The organism is Providencia sp. PROV129, from assembly GCF_028482245.1.
Taxonomy (GTDB): domain Bacteria; phylum Pseudomonadota; class Gammaproteobacteria; order Enterobacterales; family Enterobacteriaceae; genus Providencia; species Providencia vermicola.
This window is the reverse complement of the sequence record NZ_JAMPQD010000016.1, coordinates 108269-128225: the sequence shown is the minus strand read 5'-3', so window position 1 is coordinate 128225 and position 19957 is coordinate 108269. Positions and strand designations below refer to the sequence as shown.

The following is a 19957-nucleotide window of genomic DNA, read 5'->3' as shown; positions in this document are numbered from 1 at the left end:
AACATGTTCTTTCCAAGCTTTTATCGAGTAAAATTAAACCTTGCGATATCCCTAAGGATGTGACGTTGATAGGTTCATCCGATTGATTTAGTGAACTATTTTTAGTCAGAGAAATAAATTGGTTTAATTATTTTGAGAAAAATATAACTGTCCTTAGTTGGTTGGTAGATTATAAGTTAGGTTATCAGACCATTGATAATGTATTACGATAAAAAATGCAATTAATATTATTATAAAAGCATTAGATTGCTAATGTTGGTTTAACTATATTTTTGATTTCACTATAATTAGATAAGAAATAAAATTGAGTGATTTGGACGTAAAATTAACAATACGTGAGTTGTTTCTCTTTATTTTCTTTCTCTGTAATAATTTATTATTACTGATTAAAACGAAATTTTATTTAACTGTATTTATTGAATGATTAATAATTTTGATATTATTAAAATTTTATGAACTTCACAGGTTAGAGTGCTTCGATAATTTATAGCATTGAAATAGGCATAATCCATACTTCAAAAACGGATTTTTATCGATTACTCAATATCATAATTGCCGATTCTTTAAGGTAAATTTGTCGGTGTTTTTTCTTTAGTTGTCCGCAAAACCCTTATCAGATCAAATACCCGTATTGATACAAAGGGGTTAAGGTAGCGACCCAACCAAATTTGTTTTATCCTGAGCAGTTAATAGCAGCAATTTTTGCTGATGGCATAAAATAGGAATGATAAATTTGTGTATAGGCTTACCCTATATGCTCAAAAAATCGTTCAGAAAATAGAAAAGTGAGAATGCAATGGGTATTCGTATCGTTCCTAAAGAAGAGTTAGGACAAGAAAGATTAAAAGAAAAAGGCATTGGTTTTATTCCGCCAGTACTGTTCCCTAACTTAAAAAGCTTATACCAACGTCGAGCTGAGAGACTGAAAGAGCTAGGTATTGGGGAACATCCTTTTGCTGATTATCTTAGCTTTGCAGCTGAAGTGGCAACTGCACAACATAATGCACAGCATGATAATCCACTAGATATTGATATGACAGTAGTTTTAGAGCGTTCAATTCATACTAATAATCCGCCGTTGGATGCTAAAACGCTGCCTCGTACAACACATTGGCATAAATTATTAAAATCAATAATTGCAGAATTAATGCCAGTTGTTCCTGAATCTGTACGTCCAGCGCTCGAAAATTTAGATAAGGCATCTGAAAATGAATTAGAGGCCATGGCAACAGCGTTATTAAATGAAGAGTTTGAAAAGGTACCTGCAGATAAGTCTATGTTTATCTGGGCCGCGCTTTCTGTTTATTGGGCGCAAATGGCGGCGAATATTCCAGGTAAAGCGCGTGCAGAACACGGTGATCATCGTCATTTTTGCCCTGTGTGTAATAGCATGCCTGTTTCTAGCATCGTTCAAATTGGGACTTCTCAAGGTCTACGCTATTTACACTGTAACTTGTGTGAAACTGAATGGCACATGGTGAGAGTGAAGTGCAGCAATTGCGAGCAAACAGGTAAGTTAAACTATTGGTCTCTTGATGATGAAAATGCGGCGGTGAAGGCGGAAAGTTGCGGCGATTGCGGCAGTTATCTTAAAATTCTTTACCAAGAAAAAGAAGCCAAAGTGGAAGCCGTTGCGGATGATTTAGCCTCAATTATTCTTGATGCTCGTATGGAAGAAGAAGGCTTTGCTCGTAGCAGTATTAACCCATTCCTGTTTCCTGGCGAAAAGTAAGTTGTAAAAGAGAATAGTGACTATGGTGGAAGCAAACTTAGCGTTATATCGACAATTACCCTCAATTGACAAACTATTGCAGCTTGATGAAGTGCAAATATTGGTTGAACAGTCGGGGTTGCATTGGGTCACCACGTGTTTACGTGAAATGCAGGAACAAGCGCGAAAGTGTATCTCTCAGCAGGGACAGCTACCAGATTGGCATATTGACTGGCTAAAAGAACTCGCTAAACGCCACGATGAATTAGGCCAAAGTGCATTAAAAAATGTCTTTAATCTAACGGGAACGGTTTTGCATACCAATCTTGGGCGAGCAGTGATGTCCAAAACAGCGATTGACGCAGTTAGCAAAGCGATGAGTTCATCTGTCACATTAGAATATTCTCTTGATGGCGCAATGCGTGGTCATCGGGATCGCGCAATTGCAGACTTACTTTGCGAGCTCACAGGCGCAGAGGATGCTTGTATTGTAAATAATAATGCCGCAGCAGTTTTATTGTTGCTTGCAACGGTGGCAAATGGTCAGCAAGTGATTGTTTCTCGCGGTGAGTTGGTTGAAATTGGCGGTGCTTTTCGTGTGCCAGATGTAATGTCTCAAGCGGGTTGCCAACTGGTTGAAGTGGGTACCACTAATCGTACTCACTTACGTGATTACGAAAATGCGATTAATGAGCACACCGCACTATTAATGAAGGTGCATACCAGTAACTATAGCATTGAAGGCTTCACCGCTGAGGTTGAAGGTCATGAACTGGCTGAGTTAGGCAAAAAATACCAGCTTCCCACAGCAATTGATTTAGGCAGTGGTTCCATGATTGATATGACGGCATATGGTTTGCCTGAGGAGCCTATGCCTCATACTTATCTCACTCAAGGTATTGATTTGGTTTCTATTTCAGGAGATAAACTGCTAGGAGGCCCACAAGCAGGTATCATTCTTGGAAAGAAAAAATGGATCGATGCTATACAAAAACATCCGTTAAAACGTGCATTGCGAGTCGACAAAATGACGTTAGCGGCACTGGAAGCGACATTAAAGCTCTATCTTACCCCTGAAAAACTGACTAATGATTTACCGACATTACGTTGGTTAACGCGTGACCCTGAGACAATTCGTCGTAGTGCAGATAATGTGTTAGTGGCTTTACAGGCATTCTATGGTGACAAGTTTATCGTTGAAATTGAACCTTGCTTGTCACAAATTGGTAGTGGCTCATTACCTATTGATAGATTGCCAAGCTTTGCGATTACCTTTGCGCCTCTCAATGGTAAAGGCGGTACATTGGAGCAGTTAGCGTCTCATTGGCGTCAACTATCTGAACCTGTGATTGGACGAATGAAAGATGGGAAACTGTGGCTAGATTTGCGCTGCCTCGATGATGAACATACATTATTACAGGTTTTACTTTCATGATTTTCGCAACTGCAGGCCATGTTGACCATGGAAAAACATCATTAATTCAACTAATTACAGGCATAAACACTGCGCATCTTCCTGAAGAGAAAAAGCGTGGGATGACTATCGATTTGGGCTATGCCTATTGGCCTCAACGTGATGGTAGTGCTATTGGTTTTATTGATGTTCCAGGGCATGAAAAGTTCTTAGCTAATATGTTGGCGGGAATCGGCGGGATTAATCATGCACTTCTTGTCGTGGCGTGTGATGATGGCGTGATGGCGCAAACTCTTGAGCACTTGTCTATTTTAAGGCTTGCAGGTTGCCAAGATCTTACGGTTATTTTAACGAAAGCAGACCGCGCTGATGATTTACGTATCGAACAGGTGGCTGAACAGGTTAAAGCTGAATTATCTCAACAAGGTTGGCCTAATGCGACTTTGTTTATCACCTCGACCCTAGATGGGCGCGGTATTGATGCATTACGCGAATACTTGCAGCAGTTACATCAGCAAAGTGGAACACATGAAAATTTACAACGCCGTTTTCGCTTAGCGATAGACCGTGTTTTCCATGTTAAAGGCGCAGGGATTGTTGTTACAGGAACGGCCCTTGCAGGCCAAGTTCAAGTCGGCGGCTCATTGTGGGTGACAGGCGCAGATAAGCAAGTGCGCGTTAGGGGGATCCATCGGCAAAATCAACCTGCAGATTTTGCACAGGCGGGTGACCGTGTTGCATTAAATCTTTCAGGTGATATTGATAAAGAAGATATCACCCGAGGTGATTGGTTACTGGCCGAAAAACCTGCATTTATTGCTAATCGTGTGATTGTTGAACTGGAGTGTGACTCGCTAATTAAGCATTGGCAGCCTGTCCACTTATACCATGGTGCTAGTCATATCACTGGGCGAGTTTCTTTATTGGTTGAGCAAGGGGAAACACCTGTTCTTGCCGAGTTAATTTTAGATACCCCATTATGGTTAGCTGATAATGACCGATTGATTATTCGAGATATCAGTGCCCGCCAAACATTAGGGGGGGCTAGAGTGCTCAGATTAACCTCTCCTCGTCGAGGAAAGCGCCTTCCAGAATTTTTAGATTGGTTAGCTTTATTGTCGAAAGAAGATGATGAGCTAACGCATTTCAAGTTGCAACTTCCTCAAGGTGAATTAAACCTACAAGATTATGGTTGGGCTAGGCAGTTAACAGGTGATGCACTTGAAAACATATTAGTGCAAACGGATGCAGAACATGTTGGAAATAGCGTTCTCTCTGCGTTTAAAGCACAAACTGCGAAAGACCGATTAATTCAAACTCTTGAAAAATTTAATGAAGTACATAGCGACCAGATAGGCGTTGGAAAAGCGCGTTTAAAACGTATGGCACTGCCTTCAATGAGTGATGCGTTAGTTTTCAAATTAATTAATGACTTGATTGAAAATGGAACGATTAAGCAAACGCGCGGTTGGTTGCATATGCCGCAGCATGGACTTATTTTTGATGCCCAGCAGGAAGTGATTTGGCAACAAATTTTCCCTTTATTGACGCGCAATGAGGCATGGTGGGTACGTGATTTAGCAGTAGAAACTGGGCATGAAGAAGAGGCTATGCGCCGAGTACTCAAAAAAGCGGCTCAAATGGGGTTAATTACCGCTATTGTTCGTGATCGTTATTATAGCCATGAGCAAATTAATCATTTCGCATCACTAATCCACCGTCATTGTTTGGAAAATGACGTCATTTTTGCTGCTGATTTTCGTAATGAGTTAGGGATTGGTCGAAAACTTGCGATACAAATTCTTGAGTTTTTTGACAAAAGCGGTTTTACTCGTCGTAAAGGCGATGGTCACTATTTACGAGATAAAGGCATTTTCGTTGAATAAATTGAGTGTTTTGATCCGCTATAGTGGTGCCTCATAGCAAACCCCTCATATTAAACTTGTGGTAAAACTGATGAAGAAAAAGTTATTTGCAGGCTTTTATCTAGCATTGATTTTTATTGGCTCTCTTTTCTTGGTGTTTGAGAAAGGTAGCGTGATTTATCCTGCTCTCATATCGCTCAGTGTATATGCTGTGTTATTTGGTATTTTAATGGTATTAACCGCACGCTGGTTATTTTCTGTCGTAATTACCAGTACCCTGTTTATTATCATAAAATTCCTAAATCAGTTAAAAGTCCATTATTACAAAGAACAGCTTTTCTTCACTGATATTAATATTATGACAGACACCTCTAATATGGGCACGTTAAGCCATTATTGGTTAGCAGGTGTTGCGCTAGTTGGGCTATTAATTCTACTGGTCGTTAATGGTGCCATTAGTTGGCGTTTAATTAAGTCGAGCAAATCACATGTTTCACGCATTTTAGGTGTGATACTGGTTGTTGTGGGTTATTTTGGCGCTAATTTTGCTAGCTCCCATTATTATGACCGATGGTCCCAGACGTTGCCAAAAGGCCGCGGGACTGTGACTAATATCATTATGTCCGCAAAAAATTCCAGTTACCAATCTCCTGAGTTTGTGGGTACCGCTGACTACTTTATCGAAAAAGCGGCGACAGTCTCATTAAACAATAGCACCTCGTCAGAAAAGCCAGACATTGTTTTATTACTGCAAGAATCAACGGTTGACCCGCACATTTATGATTTGCCAGAAGGCACGAAACTCCCTAATTTATTTATGTTCCAGCAGGATGCAGGGGTCATTGCTCATAGTCAAATGCGAGTCCAAACCTTTGGAGGTGGCACTTGGTTATCTGAGTTTTCAGCGTTAACTGGGTTAAATAGTGATGATTTCGGGGCACAAAAAAGTGGTGTGTTTTACTTTATTGTCGATAACTTGAAAAATAGCTTATTTAAAGAAATGAAAGCCAATGGTTATTATACTGTTGTGCTGACGCCATTTAATAAAGGGGCTTATCATTCGGGTCATGCATATGAAACATTAGGTGTGGATAGAATTATTCAGCCCCAGGAACTTGGCTACCCAGGGAAATTACAAGATAATCTATGGACTATTAGCACGGACGACATGCTGAAGTACGTCAAAGAAATCTTAGCAAAAGAAACGGATAAGCCAGTCTTTATTTTCTCTTTAACCATGTATGAACATGGGCCTTATAAAGAAACACATAGTGATGATTTCGGTATAAAAGATAAAATTAAGCATCAAGATGCAGCTGGTGAATTTAGCCACTATATGGAAAAAATTACCGCGTCCGATGGGGCGATGCGAGATTTCGCTGAGTTTATTGATAAGCGCGACCGCCCGTTAATGTTTTTATATTTTGGGGATCATCAACCAGGTATTAGCCTAAATCAGTACGATTCACCATTTTCATCCCCTGCGTATTTAACGCAATTTACATTGCGGGACAATTTAAAATCAGGTACTGCAATCAAAACAGGGGAATTAACCGATATTTCATTCTTGGGTGGAATTTTGCTGGAAAGAGCAAACTTAAAGATTTCTCCATTCTATGAAGCAAATATCAAAATGCGTCATTTATGTGATGGTAAGCTCAATGATTGTGAAGACCAAAAATTGTTAGATAGTTACCGTAATTACATTTATCGCACATTGGAAGCGGCAGATAAAAGCGGTACTCAATAAATTGTGATGATTGGCCGCAGGTTGGAGCAAACTTGCGGCTTTCTTTTATGTCTATTTTTGAAATCTTAATACTTCCTTAAAATTCACTGCTTTTTTACACATTATTATTCTAACCATAAAACCATTCACTGTTTTTTTTGTCTTAAATTAAGTTAATTTTTTCTGTGAAACTTGGTGCTCTATTGAGCTTTGTGAATGGTTTAATGCTAGAAGACGATAAATATGAAATACTTGGTCACGGGAAGTGCGGGTTTTATTGGTTTTAGATTGTGTCAGCGTTTATTAGAAAATGGGCATGAAGTCGTTGGAATTGATAACCTAAATGCCTATTACGATCAGGGCCTTAAACAATCTCGTTTACATTTATTAGAGCAACACCCCTTATTTCGCTTTATTCACCTTGATTTGACGGATCGTGAAACGGTCAGAGTACTATGTACCCAAGAGCAGTTTGACCGAGTGATCCACCTTGCCGCTCAAGCTGGTGTGCGTTACTCGTTAGAAAATCCATTTGCTTACGCGGACAGCAACTTAACTGGGCATTTATCGATTTTAGAAGGCTGCCGTCAAGCGAAAGTGAAGCATCTGGTGTATGCTTCTTCTAGTTCTGTATACGGTGTGACGGATAATGCGCCATTTACCACGGACATGCCTACAGATCACCCCATTTCATTGTATGCCGCAACAAAGAAAGCCAATGAATTAATGTCCCATTCCTATTCACACCTATATCAGTTGCCAACAACAGGTTTGCGCTTCTTTACGGTATATGGGCCATGGGGACGTCCTGATATGGCGTTATTTAAATTTACTAAAGCCATTTTAGCGGGCGAAGCTATTGATGTTTATAATAACGGCAATCTGAGCCGTGATTTCACTTTTGTTGATGATATTGTCGAAGGGGTGATACGAATTTCCGATATAATCCCTCAAGCAGACCCAAACAATCATTCGACATCACCAGCGCAAAGCAGCGCACCGTATCGCATCTATAATATTGGTAACGGCCAGCCCGTTAAGTTGATTGAGTTTATTTCTGCGTTAGAAAAAGCCCTTGGAAAAGAAGCAATTAAAAACTTTTTACCGATGCAAGCTGGGGATGTGTACACAACGTGGGCAGATACTGAAGACCTGTTTAATGTAATAGGTTATCGCCCACAGGTTTCTATTGAACAGGGTGTTCAGGCGTTTGTTGATTGGTATCGTTCTTATTACCATCAATAATATCAACAACCTGTAATATCCGTAGCAGGATTTGAGAGGCAAGTTTGAAAATAGCAATCGCAGGGACTGGCTACGTCGGTCTATCTAACGCCATGTTACTGTCACAACACCACGAAGTGGTTGCTGTGGACATCATTCCCGAAAAAGTGGCGATGTTGAACAACCACCAATCACCCATTGTCGACACGGAGATTGAGCAGTTTTTAACGGAAAAAACACTGCATTTCCGCGCCACGGAAGATAAAGTGGAAGCTTATACGGGTGCGCAGTACGTTATTGTTGCTACGCCAACAGACTATGACCCAAAAACTAACTATTTCAATACTAAATCGGTGGAATCGGTTATTCATGATGTAAATAAAATCAACCCAACCGCCACGATTATCGTGAAATCGACCATTCCTGTCGGTTTTACCGCACGTTTGCGGGAAGAATTTGGCTACACCAACGTGATTTTCTCCCCCGAATTTCTACGTGAGGGCCGCGCATTGTGGGATAACCTTCATCCGTCCCGTATTGTGGTCGGTGAGCGCTCTGAGCGCGCGCAGATTTTTGCCGATTTGTTGCTGGAAGGTGCCATCAAAAAAGACGTTCCTGTGTTATTCACGGATGGAACTGAAGCCGAAGCCATTAAGTTGTTCGCTAACACTTACTTAGCGATGCGCGTGGCGTATTTTAATGAGCTAGACACTTACGCAGAAAGCCGCGGTTTAAATGCACGCCAAATTATTGAAGGTGTTTCGTTAGACCCACGTATTGGCAGCCATTATAACAACCCATCATTCGGTTACGGCGGTTATTGTTTACCGAAAGATACCAAGCAATTGCTGGCTAACTACGATGATGTGCCGAACAACCTGATTAACGCGATTGTCGAATCCAACCGCACGCGTAAAGACTTCATTTCGGACGCAATTATTGCCAAAGCACCACGTAAAGTTGGTGTCTATCGCTTAGTGATGAAAGCCGGTTCAGATAATTTCCGTGCTTCTGCGGTGCAGGGCATCATGAAGCGCATCAAAGCCAAAGGCATTGAAGTGGTGGTGTATGAGCCTGTGATGAAAGAAACCGAGTTTTTCCGTTCAAAAGTGGTCAATGATTTAGCGGAATTTAAAGCTCAATGCGACATCATTTTGGCTAACCGTATGGTGCCTGAAATCGAAGATGTGGCAGACAAAGTGTATACCCGTGATTTATTTGGTAATGACTAAATATTAATAGTAAGAATGGGTTGGCAGTTTGCCAGCCTATTTTTCACCTTTTCCTTCCTAAAAACCGCTCATTTTGTGCGGTATTCCACAACTTCTTTATTTTTGAACCATTTTTGCAAGAATCGCTAAGAAATGTCTTTTTTCATTTGTTAGCATCCGCCGATTGATTAAAAAGCGGGCGCTCTGTCATGCAAAAAATTATAAAAAAACAAAGAGGTGACTTCATAACTTACCAAAAAGCAGGTGAAATTGATTTTTGGCAAGTCATGACTGACTATATTGATGGACGAATTGTTGGTAAAGATTTAGGCAGTGGAAATACAGAACGAAGTGTCGAACGTATTCAACTAAATGGCCAAAATTATATTATCAAATGTGAAAAAGAGCGGGATAAACGCATTGAAAAAAGAGTAATGCGTATGTTATCTGGCCCATTTTATTCACGTTTATTAATGCGTTTAGTCTCCGCACAAAATCAGGGCTGCACTGTTACAAATGACATCTATTTTGTGGCAGAAAAAATGCAATGCCGCGAATCAGTTGAAACGTGGATTATTGCTGAATATGTTGAAGGAACTGTCCTATCAGAATTGGATGATCTAACACCTTATTATGCTGAAATGAAATCGGTTATCGACCAACTTCATCGCTATGGTTTATCTTCTAATGACATTCATGCAGGAAACTTTGTTTTGACAGAGAATGGACTGAAAGTGATTGATTTGTCTGATTACGGAAATTTAACCATATGTAAAGCAAATGATTTAATCGCCTTAAAACGTTTTTATGGTATTGAGCCAGACAAAAAAAACGGGGCTTATCGGTTTATTCGTTTTAGGGATAACTTTCGCCATTGGTCTAGAAAGTTGCGAGGTAAGAAAACTCGGTTATAGACTAAATTGAGTTTTCTTATCGGTGAATTTATGGGTTTAATTGATAAAGTGCATCTAAAAACTCAGGGATAAAGCTACCAGTACCGCGACAGCGATGTGTCGCTGTTTCCCCTGCCTGTTTCATTAGTGCACAAGCGGTTGCAACATGTTGTAGCCTATCACCAGATAGCGCACAGCTAGCGGCAACGACAGCGGATAGTGCGCATCCCGTCCCAACTACGCGAGTCATTAAAATATCCCCGCCTGCGATAGCAATTGTGCGTTTGCCATCAGTGACATAATCAATTTCGCCACTGATGGCGACAATGGTGTTCGCTTGTTTGGCCAGTGATTTTGCTGCAGGAAGGGCATCATTTGTGGAGTTTAGGGAGTCTACCCCTCGACCACCGAGACTGTTACCTGCTAATGCCATAATTTCGGATGCATTGCCCCGAATTGCAGCAGGTTTAAGGCCAAGAAGCTCATGACAGAAGCGGGTACGAAAAGTGAGAGCACCAACAGCTACAGGGTCAAGAACCCAAGGTTTTTCCGCGGTATTTGCACTATGTACAGCGCGTTTCATTGCTTGTTGCCTATCCGTCGTGAGTGTTCCCACATTAATTAATAAACTGTTTGCTATGGCAGCAAATTGCTCAGCTTCTTCAGGTTCAATGACCATGGCAGGGGAACAATTTAGCGCTAACAGAACATTTGCGGTAAAGGTTTGAACGACATCATTGGTCATGCAGTGAACGAGAGGAGATTTGCTGTGAAGTTGCTGTAATATCGGTGATATTACAGCATCGTTGATATGTTCAAATTCGATCATGATCCCCTCATTTTGCGTGATAGAGTATAAAATAGTGGATTTATTCTACACTCTATCCCTCTTAATGAAAGAAGTCGTTAATCTGAAAGGTAATTTTCCATTACCATTCCCCCAGCACCTTGTGCGACAATTTCATAAGAGTCATTAGCTGCATAAATACGTGTTTTGATATGAGGGAAGGCGGCTAATTTTTCTTCAACGGACTTTTTCGTCATCTCAAAGAAATGATTTTTTGGTGTTAAGGTTCCACCACAAACAACGACATCTGCTTGAGTCGTTAAAATAGCATTCGCGATAGCGATTCCATAATAATAAGCCGCTTCTTCAAGAGCTTCGAGACAAATGGTGTCGTTTAATGTCAGCGCTTGGAAAATTGTGTGGTAGTTAATATCTGCTTCATTATTAACAAGATCATTAATGACCGAGCTTTTACCTAATCGGAGTTGTTGGATCACCCGAGATTTTATGGCGGACAACGAGCTGTATTGCTTTAAACAGCCAAACGAGCCACATTCACAGCGTTGCCCATTAATATCAATCGTTGTATGGCCAAATGCCTGCGCAGTGCTAATTGGTGCGGGTGCGTAATGATTATTGATGATCGTGCAACTGCGAATGTCCGTGTCGCAGGTGGTAAATAAAAATCGTTGGCTATCAGACGTATAATGTAAACGGTATTCGGCGAATGCGGCAAAACTGATCCCGCTTCCCAGTAGCACAAAGCACGGTACTTTTTGCGTGATGTAGTTATAGAGCCCTTTGATGCGCGAGTTATATTGATGATAGGGGAGTTTGTCACGCTCTAAAATATGGTCGATAGCAATGCCGATACCGAGCAGGTTTTCTACACTTAGTTGATGTCCTGCAAGGAGGGAGTCAACTTTACTAAGCAGATGATCGAGCATGTTCTCAGCCGTTTCAAGGTGCTCATATTTGACTTTCACCATCCCTAGAATTTCGAGTTTTAGGTTTTGTAAAACAATGGTGGAATAGATATCACTCATTTCAATACCAACAAGGTAACCATCCGCAGGGTTGATACTGTACAAAATGGGCTTACGTCCTCCTGTGGATTCACCCAGCTCAGAGGTTGAAATTAATTGGCATTTACTCAGCTCATCTAGCAATCTTGCACAGGTGGCTGGCTTCATACTCGCGAGTGTAGCGAGCATCTCGGCTCGAATTGGCCCGTGATTGAGAACTAATCGGTAAAGCACTTTCAGTTTTTGTGTTTTTGAATTTTTTGAGGTGCGAAATTCATTTAATAATGTATGTAACAAGCGCCCCACTCCTTTTCGTTCCAACCATTAGGCTTAAGATTACCAAATCTATATATAAAGTTCTGCATTATGCCGCACATCATACCTAAAATCTTTTTCTTAAAATGAGATTAAGATCGCTGTTCTGTTTCTAAATTACGCTATGATCGATTTCAACAATCAGTATTCGATTTTAATTTGGAGATAGCCATGCACCAGACGAAAGATATTTTAGAAAGCCTGAAATTTATTCAGTCACGTACGGAATTAAAGCCAACTGTTGGGATTATTTTAGGCTCTGGATTGGGCCCATTTGCAGATACGCTAGAGAATGCGGTTCATATTCCTTATAGCGAAGTGCCTCATTTTGCTAAGTCTGAGGCTGTTGGCCATGCGAATGAATTAGTGATTGGTACGATTGCTGGCAAAACGGTAGTTGCGATGAAAGGCCGTTTTCACTATTACGAAGGTTTTTCATTAGACCAAGTGACTTTCCCTGTGCGTTTGATGAAAGCACTCGGTGTCGAAAAATTAATTATCACTAACGCCTGTGGCGCGGTAAATACCGATTTTAACCCAGGTGACCTGATGATTATTACCGATCACATTAACCTGACAGCAAATAATCCATTAATGGGGCCGAATAACCCTGAGTTGGGTGTTCGTTTCTTGGATGTGAGCGAGGTATACAACAAAGAGTTACGCCAAACAATCAAAGATGTTGCTTCTGAACAGGGTGTTTCTGTACGTGAAGGGGTTTACGCATGGTGGACAGGCCCGACTTACGAAACACCAGCGGAAATTCGCATGATCAGAACATTAGGGGCTGATGCAGTCGGTATGTCGACAGTACCAGAAGCATTAGTTGCACATCATTCACAAATTAAAACCGTAGGAATTTCCTGCTTAACTAATATGGCATGCGGAATTTTGGAACAACCCTTAAGTCATGATGAAGTGATTGAAACCGCAGAAAAAGTGAAAGCGACATTCTTGAAACTCGTCACGGGTGTGATTGCGCGTTTCTAATTTAAAGACTCTTTTTCTCAAAATAAAATAAAGATGCTGTAATTATTAATAAGGTGAATATTGAAATGAAATTTAAAGGTCTGATTTTAGTTTCTTTAGGCGCTTGTAGTTATGGCATTCTTTCAACATTAGTTGTACTGGCTTATCGCGCAGGTTATTCCTTGAATGATGTAATCGGTAGCCAAACGGTACTTGGTGCAATTTTGTTATGGTTTTTTGTTGTTGTCGGCGCATTAGTGAAAAAAGCTCGCTTAATGTGGCCAACTCGGCAACAAGGTCTTTTGATGTTGTTAACGGGGACGACGACGGGCCTAACGGGGTTATTATATTACGCATCGTTGCAGTATTTATCCCCAGCATTAGGTGTGGTGCTATTTCTGCAATTTACATGGATGGGAGTGGCGATTAATGCTGTCGTAAACCGTCAAATACCACCATTAATGACAATTGTTTCTGTAATAGTGATCTTAATTGGTACCATACTGGCGACAGGGTTATTAAATAGCCAAGATATCGTATTTCATTGGGCAGGCGTGCTATTAGGATTATGTGCAGCATTATCAAATGCGATACGGGTGTATGTGAGTGGCGCATTGGCTGTAAAAACGGATCCGATGATGCGCTCGGCAATTATGGTGACGGGAGGCGCAATCTTGACCTCTATTATCGTGCCACCAACATTCTTATTTAGTGTATCAACGTTTCAATCGCTATTTTTTACTTATGGATTACCTCTGGCTTTCTTTGGTTCTTTCTTCGGTATGTGGATGTTTGCTAAAGGCACACCTCTGATTGGTACAAGCTTAGCGACCATTGTGAGCTCAATGCAGCTGCCCGTTACTATTTTACTGTCAGTGACTGTTCTGCAATTACCCCTCGAATTCATTCAGTTTGTAGGTGTTGCCGTCATTTTAATGGGGGTGGCTATCGCTGAGCTGAAAATAAAAATAAACACATGTAACTCCAAACGGAGCTTTGTATGAACATTAAATCCCGCTTGAAAATCATGCTTTTCCTGCAATATTTTGTTTGGGGAAGTTGGTTAGTTACGCTCGGCTCGTACATGATGAAAACTTTGAGTTTCTCAGGTGCTGAAGTTGGTTTAGTTTATAGCTCTAAAGGCATTGCGGCTATTTTAATGCCAGGGCTTATCGGCATTATTGCGGATAAATATATCCCAGCGAATCGCTTATATATGATCTGCCATTTGATAGGGGCAGCTGCACTATTTTATGCCGCTACAGTCACCAGCTCATCGGTGATGTTTTGGGTGATGTTGATAAATGCGATGGCATTTATGCCGACAATTGCCCTTTCAAATACCATTAGTTATTCATCACTAAGCCAATACCAATTGGATTCGGTCAGTAACTTCCCTCCAATTCGTGTATTTGGAACGGTTGGGTTTATTGTCGCCATGTGGAGTATTAGCTTATTAAAATTTGAACTCAGCAGTATGCAACTATATATAGCAGGGGGATGTTCGCTGCTATTAGCCGCATATTCCCTAACATTACCTAAAATTGAAGTGAATAAAAAAGCCATTTCAAGTAGCTGGATGAGCAAGCTAGGCTTAGATGCGTTAGTGTTATTTAAGAAGCCAATAATGGCTGTATTTTTCTTATTCGCTATGTTGCTTGGTGCGGTTTTACAAATAACCAATACATTTGGTAACCCGTTCTTACATGATTTTGGTCTCAATCCGCTGTATCAAGATAGTTTAGTGGTGCAATATCCCTCCATATTATTATCTATCTCGCAAATGGCGGAAGTGTGTTTTATTTTAGCAATTCCATTCTTCTTAAAACGCTATGGCATTAAAACCGTTATGTTATTAAGTATGTTTGCATGGACATTGCGGTTTGGGTTCTTTGCCTTCGGAGATCCATCAGCGATTGGTTTGATGTTCTTAATCATGTCGATGATTGTGTATGGTTGTGCATTTGATTTCTTTAATATTTCAGGTTCAATATTTATTGAACGAGAAGTCGATACACGAATGCGTGCGAGTGCCCAAGGGTTATTTATGACCATGGTGAATGGTGTCGGTGCTTATTTTGGTGCAATTCTCAGCGGGTTGGTTGTCGATTACTATACTGTTGACGGTATTAAAGATTGGCAAATGATTTGGCTGGTCTTTTCGTCTTACACAATTGTTTTAGCGATTATTTTCCAATTTACCTTCCATTATAGTCATGATAAAGACGCGGCAATGAAGGAAGCCAAAGCCAGCTAAGATAATCTGTTAAACATAACGAACAAAACGTAAAAAGAGAAAGCCATTAATTTGGCTTTTTCTTTTTGGCGCAACTCAACGCTAAACATAGTTACGTTTACCTCGTAGAATATGTTCTGTCAGAGTTTCTTCTGCTTGGCTGAAAGCCTTTTGCTTGAGTTGTTCGACAAGTTGTTGATGTTGACGTGTAGACTCAAAGTAATATTCATTACGATAAATGGGGTCTGGCTGAAAATAAACACGCTGGCGAATATTATCCGCTAAATCTAAAAAGACAGTGTTATCGAGTAACTCTAAAAAGAATCGATGAAAGCGCTCATCTTCTTTAATCCAACCTTGGTAATTATTTTCGGCAAGTAGCGCTTTTTGCTGTTCAATTATCGCATCTAAGCAAGCGAAGTGTTCCTCAGTTAAATAATCACGGACGAGTTTAATTGCATGAGACTCAATGGCTAAACGTAAATCATAATTATCCCGCGTTTCTTTTAAGGACAGTTTTTGGATAAATACCCCTTTGCGTGGAATAATTTTAACCAAACCTTCATTTTGTAGCTGATATAGCGCTTCACGAATTGGAGTACGGCTCATACCAAGTTCTTCAACTAAGCTGTTTTCAGAGGTATAGCTTTCCTCGCCAAACTGCTTACTGAGAATTTTATGTTTAATAGCCGTATAGGCTTGTTGGCTGAGTGGTTTATCTTTCATCAGGATCTTGTATCAAAATTAGAAATTTCAGTGAGTATAGAAAGGAATAGATTGGTATACAAGTAAAGTACCAACTTTATATTGTTTAGATAATAAGCAAATGGCGGTTAATTATTGGTGATAATATGGATAATAAACCAGCATCCGTGCCAGTTTTGATTGCGTTAATATAATTCAGGACGGCGGTTTTCCATACAGGGCAATTTTTGACGAGTTTCAGCTGTGTGCTCGGGGGAAATTTCAGCGAAGAACACGGTTTCATCATAGCCTGCAGAAGCAATTGTTACGCCAAGAGCATCACAAATTAAGCTGCGCCCAATAAAAATATTACTGGTTTGGTCACACGCACAAACAGGTATGGTATTTTCTAGAGCACGGGCTTTTACTAGGGTTTGGTAGTGCTCTTCTTTGAGAGGACCACTGACCCAAGCTGTTGGGACTAGGAGTAAATCTGCCCCTGCTAATGCTAATTTACGGGCGACTTCTGGGAAACGCAGCTCATAGCATACTAAAATACCAATTTTCCCAAATTCGGTTTCGACAGGTTTCAATTCATTATGACTTTGAATGATATTGAGTGACTCTTGATAAGAGAATGCGTCATATAAATGCGTTTTTTGGTAATGATAAATGAGTTCCCCTTGGCGGTTTAACATAATGGTGGTGTTAAACGCGCGTTTAGGTTCATTCTCAGCCCGTTCATAAATACCACAAACCACATAAATTCCATACTCTTTTGCTGTTTTGGCTAGTTGAGAAACAAAAGGACCATCAACGTTCTCTGCGACATCCGCATAGCTGATACCACTATCCGCGGGAACAAATGCCATAAACATTTCAGGTAATAGAACTAAATCTGCTCCGCCTTGAGCCGCCTTTTGTATGGCATCACAGGCTTTTTTCAAGTTTTGTTCTTTATTAGGGCTACTGGCTAGTTGGGCAATTGCAACTTTCATGTTGGCTCCTTATTCGAAATATTTTGCAGCGCCTGAGATAGCGGCTAAGGTTTCACCTGCATCTATGCGTTTTTTGACATCAATTTCAGCATGTTGTGCATTAAGCGCGCGTTGGCGATATTCTTGCAATGTCACTTCATCAGCCACTAAAATGCCATCACCATCTGCAATAATTAAATTACCTGGGTGGATAGTGACGCCATCGACACTGATTGGCACATTGATTGCGCCTTCAATGCCTAGGATTCGAGTTGTTAGCGGACTGACTTTGTGAGCAAATACAGGGACACCAATCTCACGCAGCGCTTTGATATCAGTTACGCAACCATCGATAACAGCCCCAGCAATTTTTTTTGCTCGTGCCATATAGGACACCATCTCACCCCAACAGGCGCGGTCATAATCTCCTGACATATCAATGCAAACAACATCTCCTTCTTGAACAATATCAAAGACTTTATGTACTGCTGAAGAGTCCATATGTGGAATTCGCACAGTTACTGCGTGGCCAATGAACTGGTTTTTTTCAATTTGTGGACGTAGTGTTTTGATGAAGCCAAAATCGGTCATATGGCCAATTGTTGACGGGCAAACATCGCGGCAGCTTTCGATCACTTCTTGGCTAAAACAGGTAACTCGAGGATTTAACGTAAACATAGGGCACCTTTATTCGTTATATTAGAGTGTATGAGTAAAACTAATCTTGGTTTACAGCCGCTGCTAGAGGTTTATCAGGTTGAATGAAGAACCAGCAAATAATGGCTAAACTAATAGGTATCACGTTGAAAAGTAAGGCAACCGTCCACCCAAAGTGTTGGGCAAGCCAGCCGCATAAAATTGGAGAAATAACACCACCCAAATTGCCCCACAGATTCATCCATCCACTTACTGATCCTGCATATTGACGGCCTTTATCAGCGGCAATTGCCCACGAAGTCACAACGGGCAGGCCTAAAGCACCGAGGGCAAGGGTTAGCCATGCGACACTTACAACAGCGCTCTCCGTTTGAGCAGCACCACAAATCCCAACAATAAACAGGATAAAACCAGTAATGGCGATGTAGCCCCTTGCCACTAATTGGGAGTAGCCTTTATTGAGTAGCCAGTCAGATACTGAACCCGCGGTAAGCACAGCAATACAAATGGCTAACCATGGGAAACTTGCCGCAACACCCATTTGAGTTAGTGAAAATCCGCGTGCTTCTTGGAGGTAAGTTGGTAACCAAATCATAAATAACGTAGTCATATAGGCGACAAAAAAGTATTGAAAGCCTACAGCCCAAAATGGACGTTCTTTCATAAATTTACGCCATGGAGCTTTGACATCTTCACCGCCATTCTCACTGATTGTTCGGCCACTTTGTATAAATGCGATTTCGCTTTGTGAAATCTTAGGGTGCTGTTCTGGTTTATTGCGAGCGCAGAAGTACCAGATCAAACCCATTAAAATACCAATGACTCCAAAGATATAGAAAACAGCGTGCCAACCGAAAGAAATCATAATGAAAACAGTAAGGGTAGGAGCGATGACTGGGCCAAAATAAGAGCCTGCCAATAAGAAGCTTGCCGCTCTGGCTTTTTCATTTTGACGAAACCACCAAGTATTAAAGACAGCATTTGAAGGGTATAGAGGCGCCTCGCCAACACCAAAGAAAAAACGAACGATACATAACCAGAGGTAAGTCGGTGCAACCACCGTTAGAATGGTAAACGCAGACCAAACATATAAGCTTATTGTCGCAATTAACCGGCTGCCAAAGCGTTCCGCTAATATTCCACTTGGAATTTGTGCTAATGCATAACCAAGAGAAAATAATGCGCCTAAAAAACCAAATTGGACTTTACTCATACCTAAATCGGTCATCATATGTTCCGCAACAATGGAAATGTTGGCGCGATCCATATAGGCAATTAAACCGATAATAAAAAATATTGCTGCTAAACCCCAGCGTAAACGCCCTGGTGTGTCTTTTGCTGTAGGTGCTATCACAGAGTCTTTGTATGACATAGTCTTACCTTTTTTATTGGTCTGTAGAGGTAATTAATTTTATTGTATTTATATTGAATTCAACTTGTATACAAGATGGATGTTAATAACCCGTTATTGGCCTGTCAAAGATCTGTTTTGTTATCTGTGATTGAAATCAAAACATTTGGTGAATTTATGAGCGAGCTCATGTTTTTTCGATAAAACAATTATCAAAGATTAATTTGTTATTAATCAATGTATTATGCTTCTGAGGGAGCATGGGTAAATTAAGCGTTTGTTGCCGTGGGAAATAGTTAAATCTAGAAATGCCGACGTATTTCTAGATTTAACATAGACGTTATTTATCAATTTTCTTTTTTTTTCGCCTCTTTTTGAGCGAGTTGTCTTATGCTTTTTTCTGGGGTAGGCAGATTTTCTGGCATGGTACCGCCAAGTTCTTTAATGGTTTCTCTCACTTTTTGGCCAACTTCAAAGTGAGTTTGATTCGCTTCTGTTTTACTTTGGATGTTATCTCGTTTGAGCTTTCGTTTAGCACCAGAACCAATTTCGACCATATCGATGATCTCCTCGAAATGGTCTTCAATGGCATGTCTACTTTGCAAACATGCCTCTTTTGCTTTTTCTAAAACAGGTAAGAATGCCGATATTCCGAATATTCGAGGAGTTTAGACAACTCTCTCGCTGACCAGTATTCATTTCCCGAATTATCTGTTTTTCTAATATCTTCAAAAGGCTGTTGCGGCACCATTTGACTCTCCAATTTTTGAGTAAGTGATTTTTTGGGGGAAGAAAGATAGTTTATCGTGGAGATTATTTGAGCGCCTAAGGATTTTCAAAAAATAGGATTTTTAAGGCAGTTTATGCGATTTTTATTCCAAAATTGCGGGGGGATCCACCTATTTCAGG

Annotated in this window: 16 protein-coding genes and 1 pseudogene; 10 read left to right on the top strand and 7 right to left on the bottom strand. The window is 40.6% G+C overall.

The genetic code is table 11. The features are described from left to right. Positions 1-796: 796 nt before the first annotated feature. From fdhE to PSF27_RS12490, 7 genes are all read left to right on the top strand, one after another. Positions 797-1732 carry a formate dehydrogenase accessory protein FdhE gene (gene fdhE / locus PSF27_RS12520; RefSeq protein WP_206085656.1) on the top strand — a complete coding sequence of 312 codons (936 nt, stop codon included), beginning with the start codon at positions 797-799 and terminating at the stop codon, positions 1730-1732. A gap of 22 nt (positions 1733-1754) precedes the next feature. After that, positions 1755-3146, top strand: coding sequence for an L-seryl-tRNA(Sec) selenium transferase (selA, locus tag PSF27_RS12515; protein ID WP_272681604.1), 1392 nt, complete (start codon positions 1755-1757; stop codon positions 3144-3146). Then, entirely contained in the window at positions 3143-5011 is a 1869-nt protein-coding gene (gene selB, locus PSF27_RS12510) for a selenocysteine-specific translation elongation factor (RefSeq protein ID WP_272681576.1), read from the top strand. Before selA ends, selB begins: the two co-directional genes overlap by 4 nt. Before the next feature lie 70 nt (positions 5012-5081). Then, positions 5082-6740 carry an LTA synthase family protein gene (locus tag PSF27_RS12505; RefSeq protein WP_272681575.1) on the top strand — a complete coding sequence of 553 codons (1659 nt, stop codon included), beginning with the start codon at positions 5082-5084 and terminating at the stop codon, positions 6738-6740. Positions 6741-6962: 222 nt separating this feature from the next. Next, positions 6963-7964 carry an NAD-dependent epimerase gene (locus PSF27_RS12500; protein WP_272681574.1) on the top strand — a complete coding sequence of 334 codons (1002 nt, stop codon included), beginning with the start codon at positions 6963-6965 and terminating at the stop codon, positions 7962-7964. A gap of 44 nt (positions 7965-8008) precedes the next feature. Beyond that, complete coding sequence (locus PSF27_RS12495; RefSeq protein ID WP_272681573.1) at positions 8009-9175, top strand: nucleotide sugar dehydrogenase; 1167 nt, start codon at positions 8009-8011, stop codon at positions 9173-9175. A 188-nt stretch (positions 9176-9363) separates the two neighbouring features. Beyond that, positions 9364-10068, top strand: coding sequence for a lipopolysaccharide core heptose(II) kinase RfaY (locus PSF27_RS12490; protein WP_272681572.1), 705 nt, complete (start codon positions 9364-9366; stop codon positions 10066-10068). 28 nt (positions 10069-10096) lie between these two features. Here the strand turns inward: PSF27_RS12490 and thiM are convergent, their stop codons facing one another. Together thiM and PSF27_RS12480 are read right to left on the bottom strand one after the other, a co-directional pair. Further along, complete coding sequence (thiM, locus tag PSF27_RS12485) at positions 10097-10876, bottom strand: hydroxyethylthiazole kinase (protein WP_272681571.1); 780 nt, start codon at positions 10874-10876, stop codon at positions 10097-10099. A 77-nt stretch (positions 10877-10953) separates the two neighbouring features. Continuing rightward, positions 10954-12156 carry an ROK family protein gene (locus PSF27_RS12480; RefSeq protein WP_272574399.1) on the bottom strand — a complete coding sequence of 401 codons (1203 nt, stop codon included), beginning with the start codon at positions 12154-12156 and terminating at the stop codon, positions 10954-10956. A gap of 189 nt (positions 12157-12345) precedes the next feature. Between PSF27_RS12480 and PSF27_RS12475 the strand changes: the two genes are divergently transcribed. The 3 genes from PSF27_RS12475 (at position 12346) to PSF27_RS12465 (ending at position 15400) form a co-directional block, all read left to right on the top strand. Further along, entirely contained in the window at positions 12346-13164 is an 819-nt protein-coding gene (locus tag PSF27_RS12475) for a purine-nucleoside phosphorylase (RefSeq protein ID WP_206085679.1), read from the top strand. A gap of 65 nt (positions 13165-13229) precedes the next feature. After that, a complete protein-coding gene (locus PSF27_RS12470; protein ID WP_272539972.1) occupies positions 13230-14147 on the top strand; it encodes a DMT family transporter in 918 nt (305 codons plus the stop codon). Next, positions 14144-15400: a nucleoside permease gene (locus PSF27_RS12465; RefSeq protein WP_225820420.1), complete on the top strand. Its 1257-nt coding sequence runs from the start codon at positions 14144-14146 to the stop codon at positions 15398-15400. The genes PSF27_RS12470 and PSF27_RS12465 overlap by 4 nt, the downstream gene beginning before the upstream one ends. Positions 15401-15481: 81 nt before the next feature. Here PSF27_RS12465 and PSF27_RS12460 read toward each other — a convergent pair whose 3' ends face one another. From PSF27_RS12460 to PSF27_RS12440, 5 genes and pseudogenes are all read right to left on the bottom strand, one after another. After that, positions 15482-16105, bottom strand: coding sequence for a GntR family transcriptional regulator (locus PSF27_RS12460; RefSeq protein WP_047756388.1), 624 nt, complete (start codon positions 16103-16105; stop codon positions 15482-15484). A 164-nt stretch (positions 16106-16269) separates the two neighbouring features. After that, positions 16270-17061, bottom strand: coding sequence for a carbon-nitrogen hydrolase family protein (locus PSF27_RS12455; protein WP_206085684.1), 792 nt, complete (start codon positions 17059-17061; stop codon positions 16270-16272). 9 nt (positions 17062-17070) lie between these two features. Then, a complete protein-coding gene (locus PSF27_RS12450; protein WP_206085685.1) occupies positions 17071-17718 on the bottom strand; it encodes an RraA family protein in 648 nt (215 codons plus the stop codon). A gap of 40 nt (positions 17719-17758) precedes the next feature. Then, positions 17759-19069, bottom strand: coding sequence for an MFS transporter (locus PSF27_RS12445; protein WP_272681570.1), 1311 nt, complete (start codon positions 19067-19069; stop codon positions 17759-17761). 326 nt (positions 19070-19395) lie between these two features. After that, positions 19396-19799, bottom strand: a pseudogene (locus tag PSF27_RS12440) (hypothetical protein). Between the last annotated feature and the right edge of the window lie 158 nt (positions 19800-19957).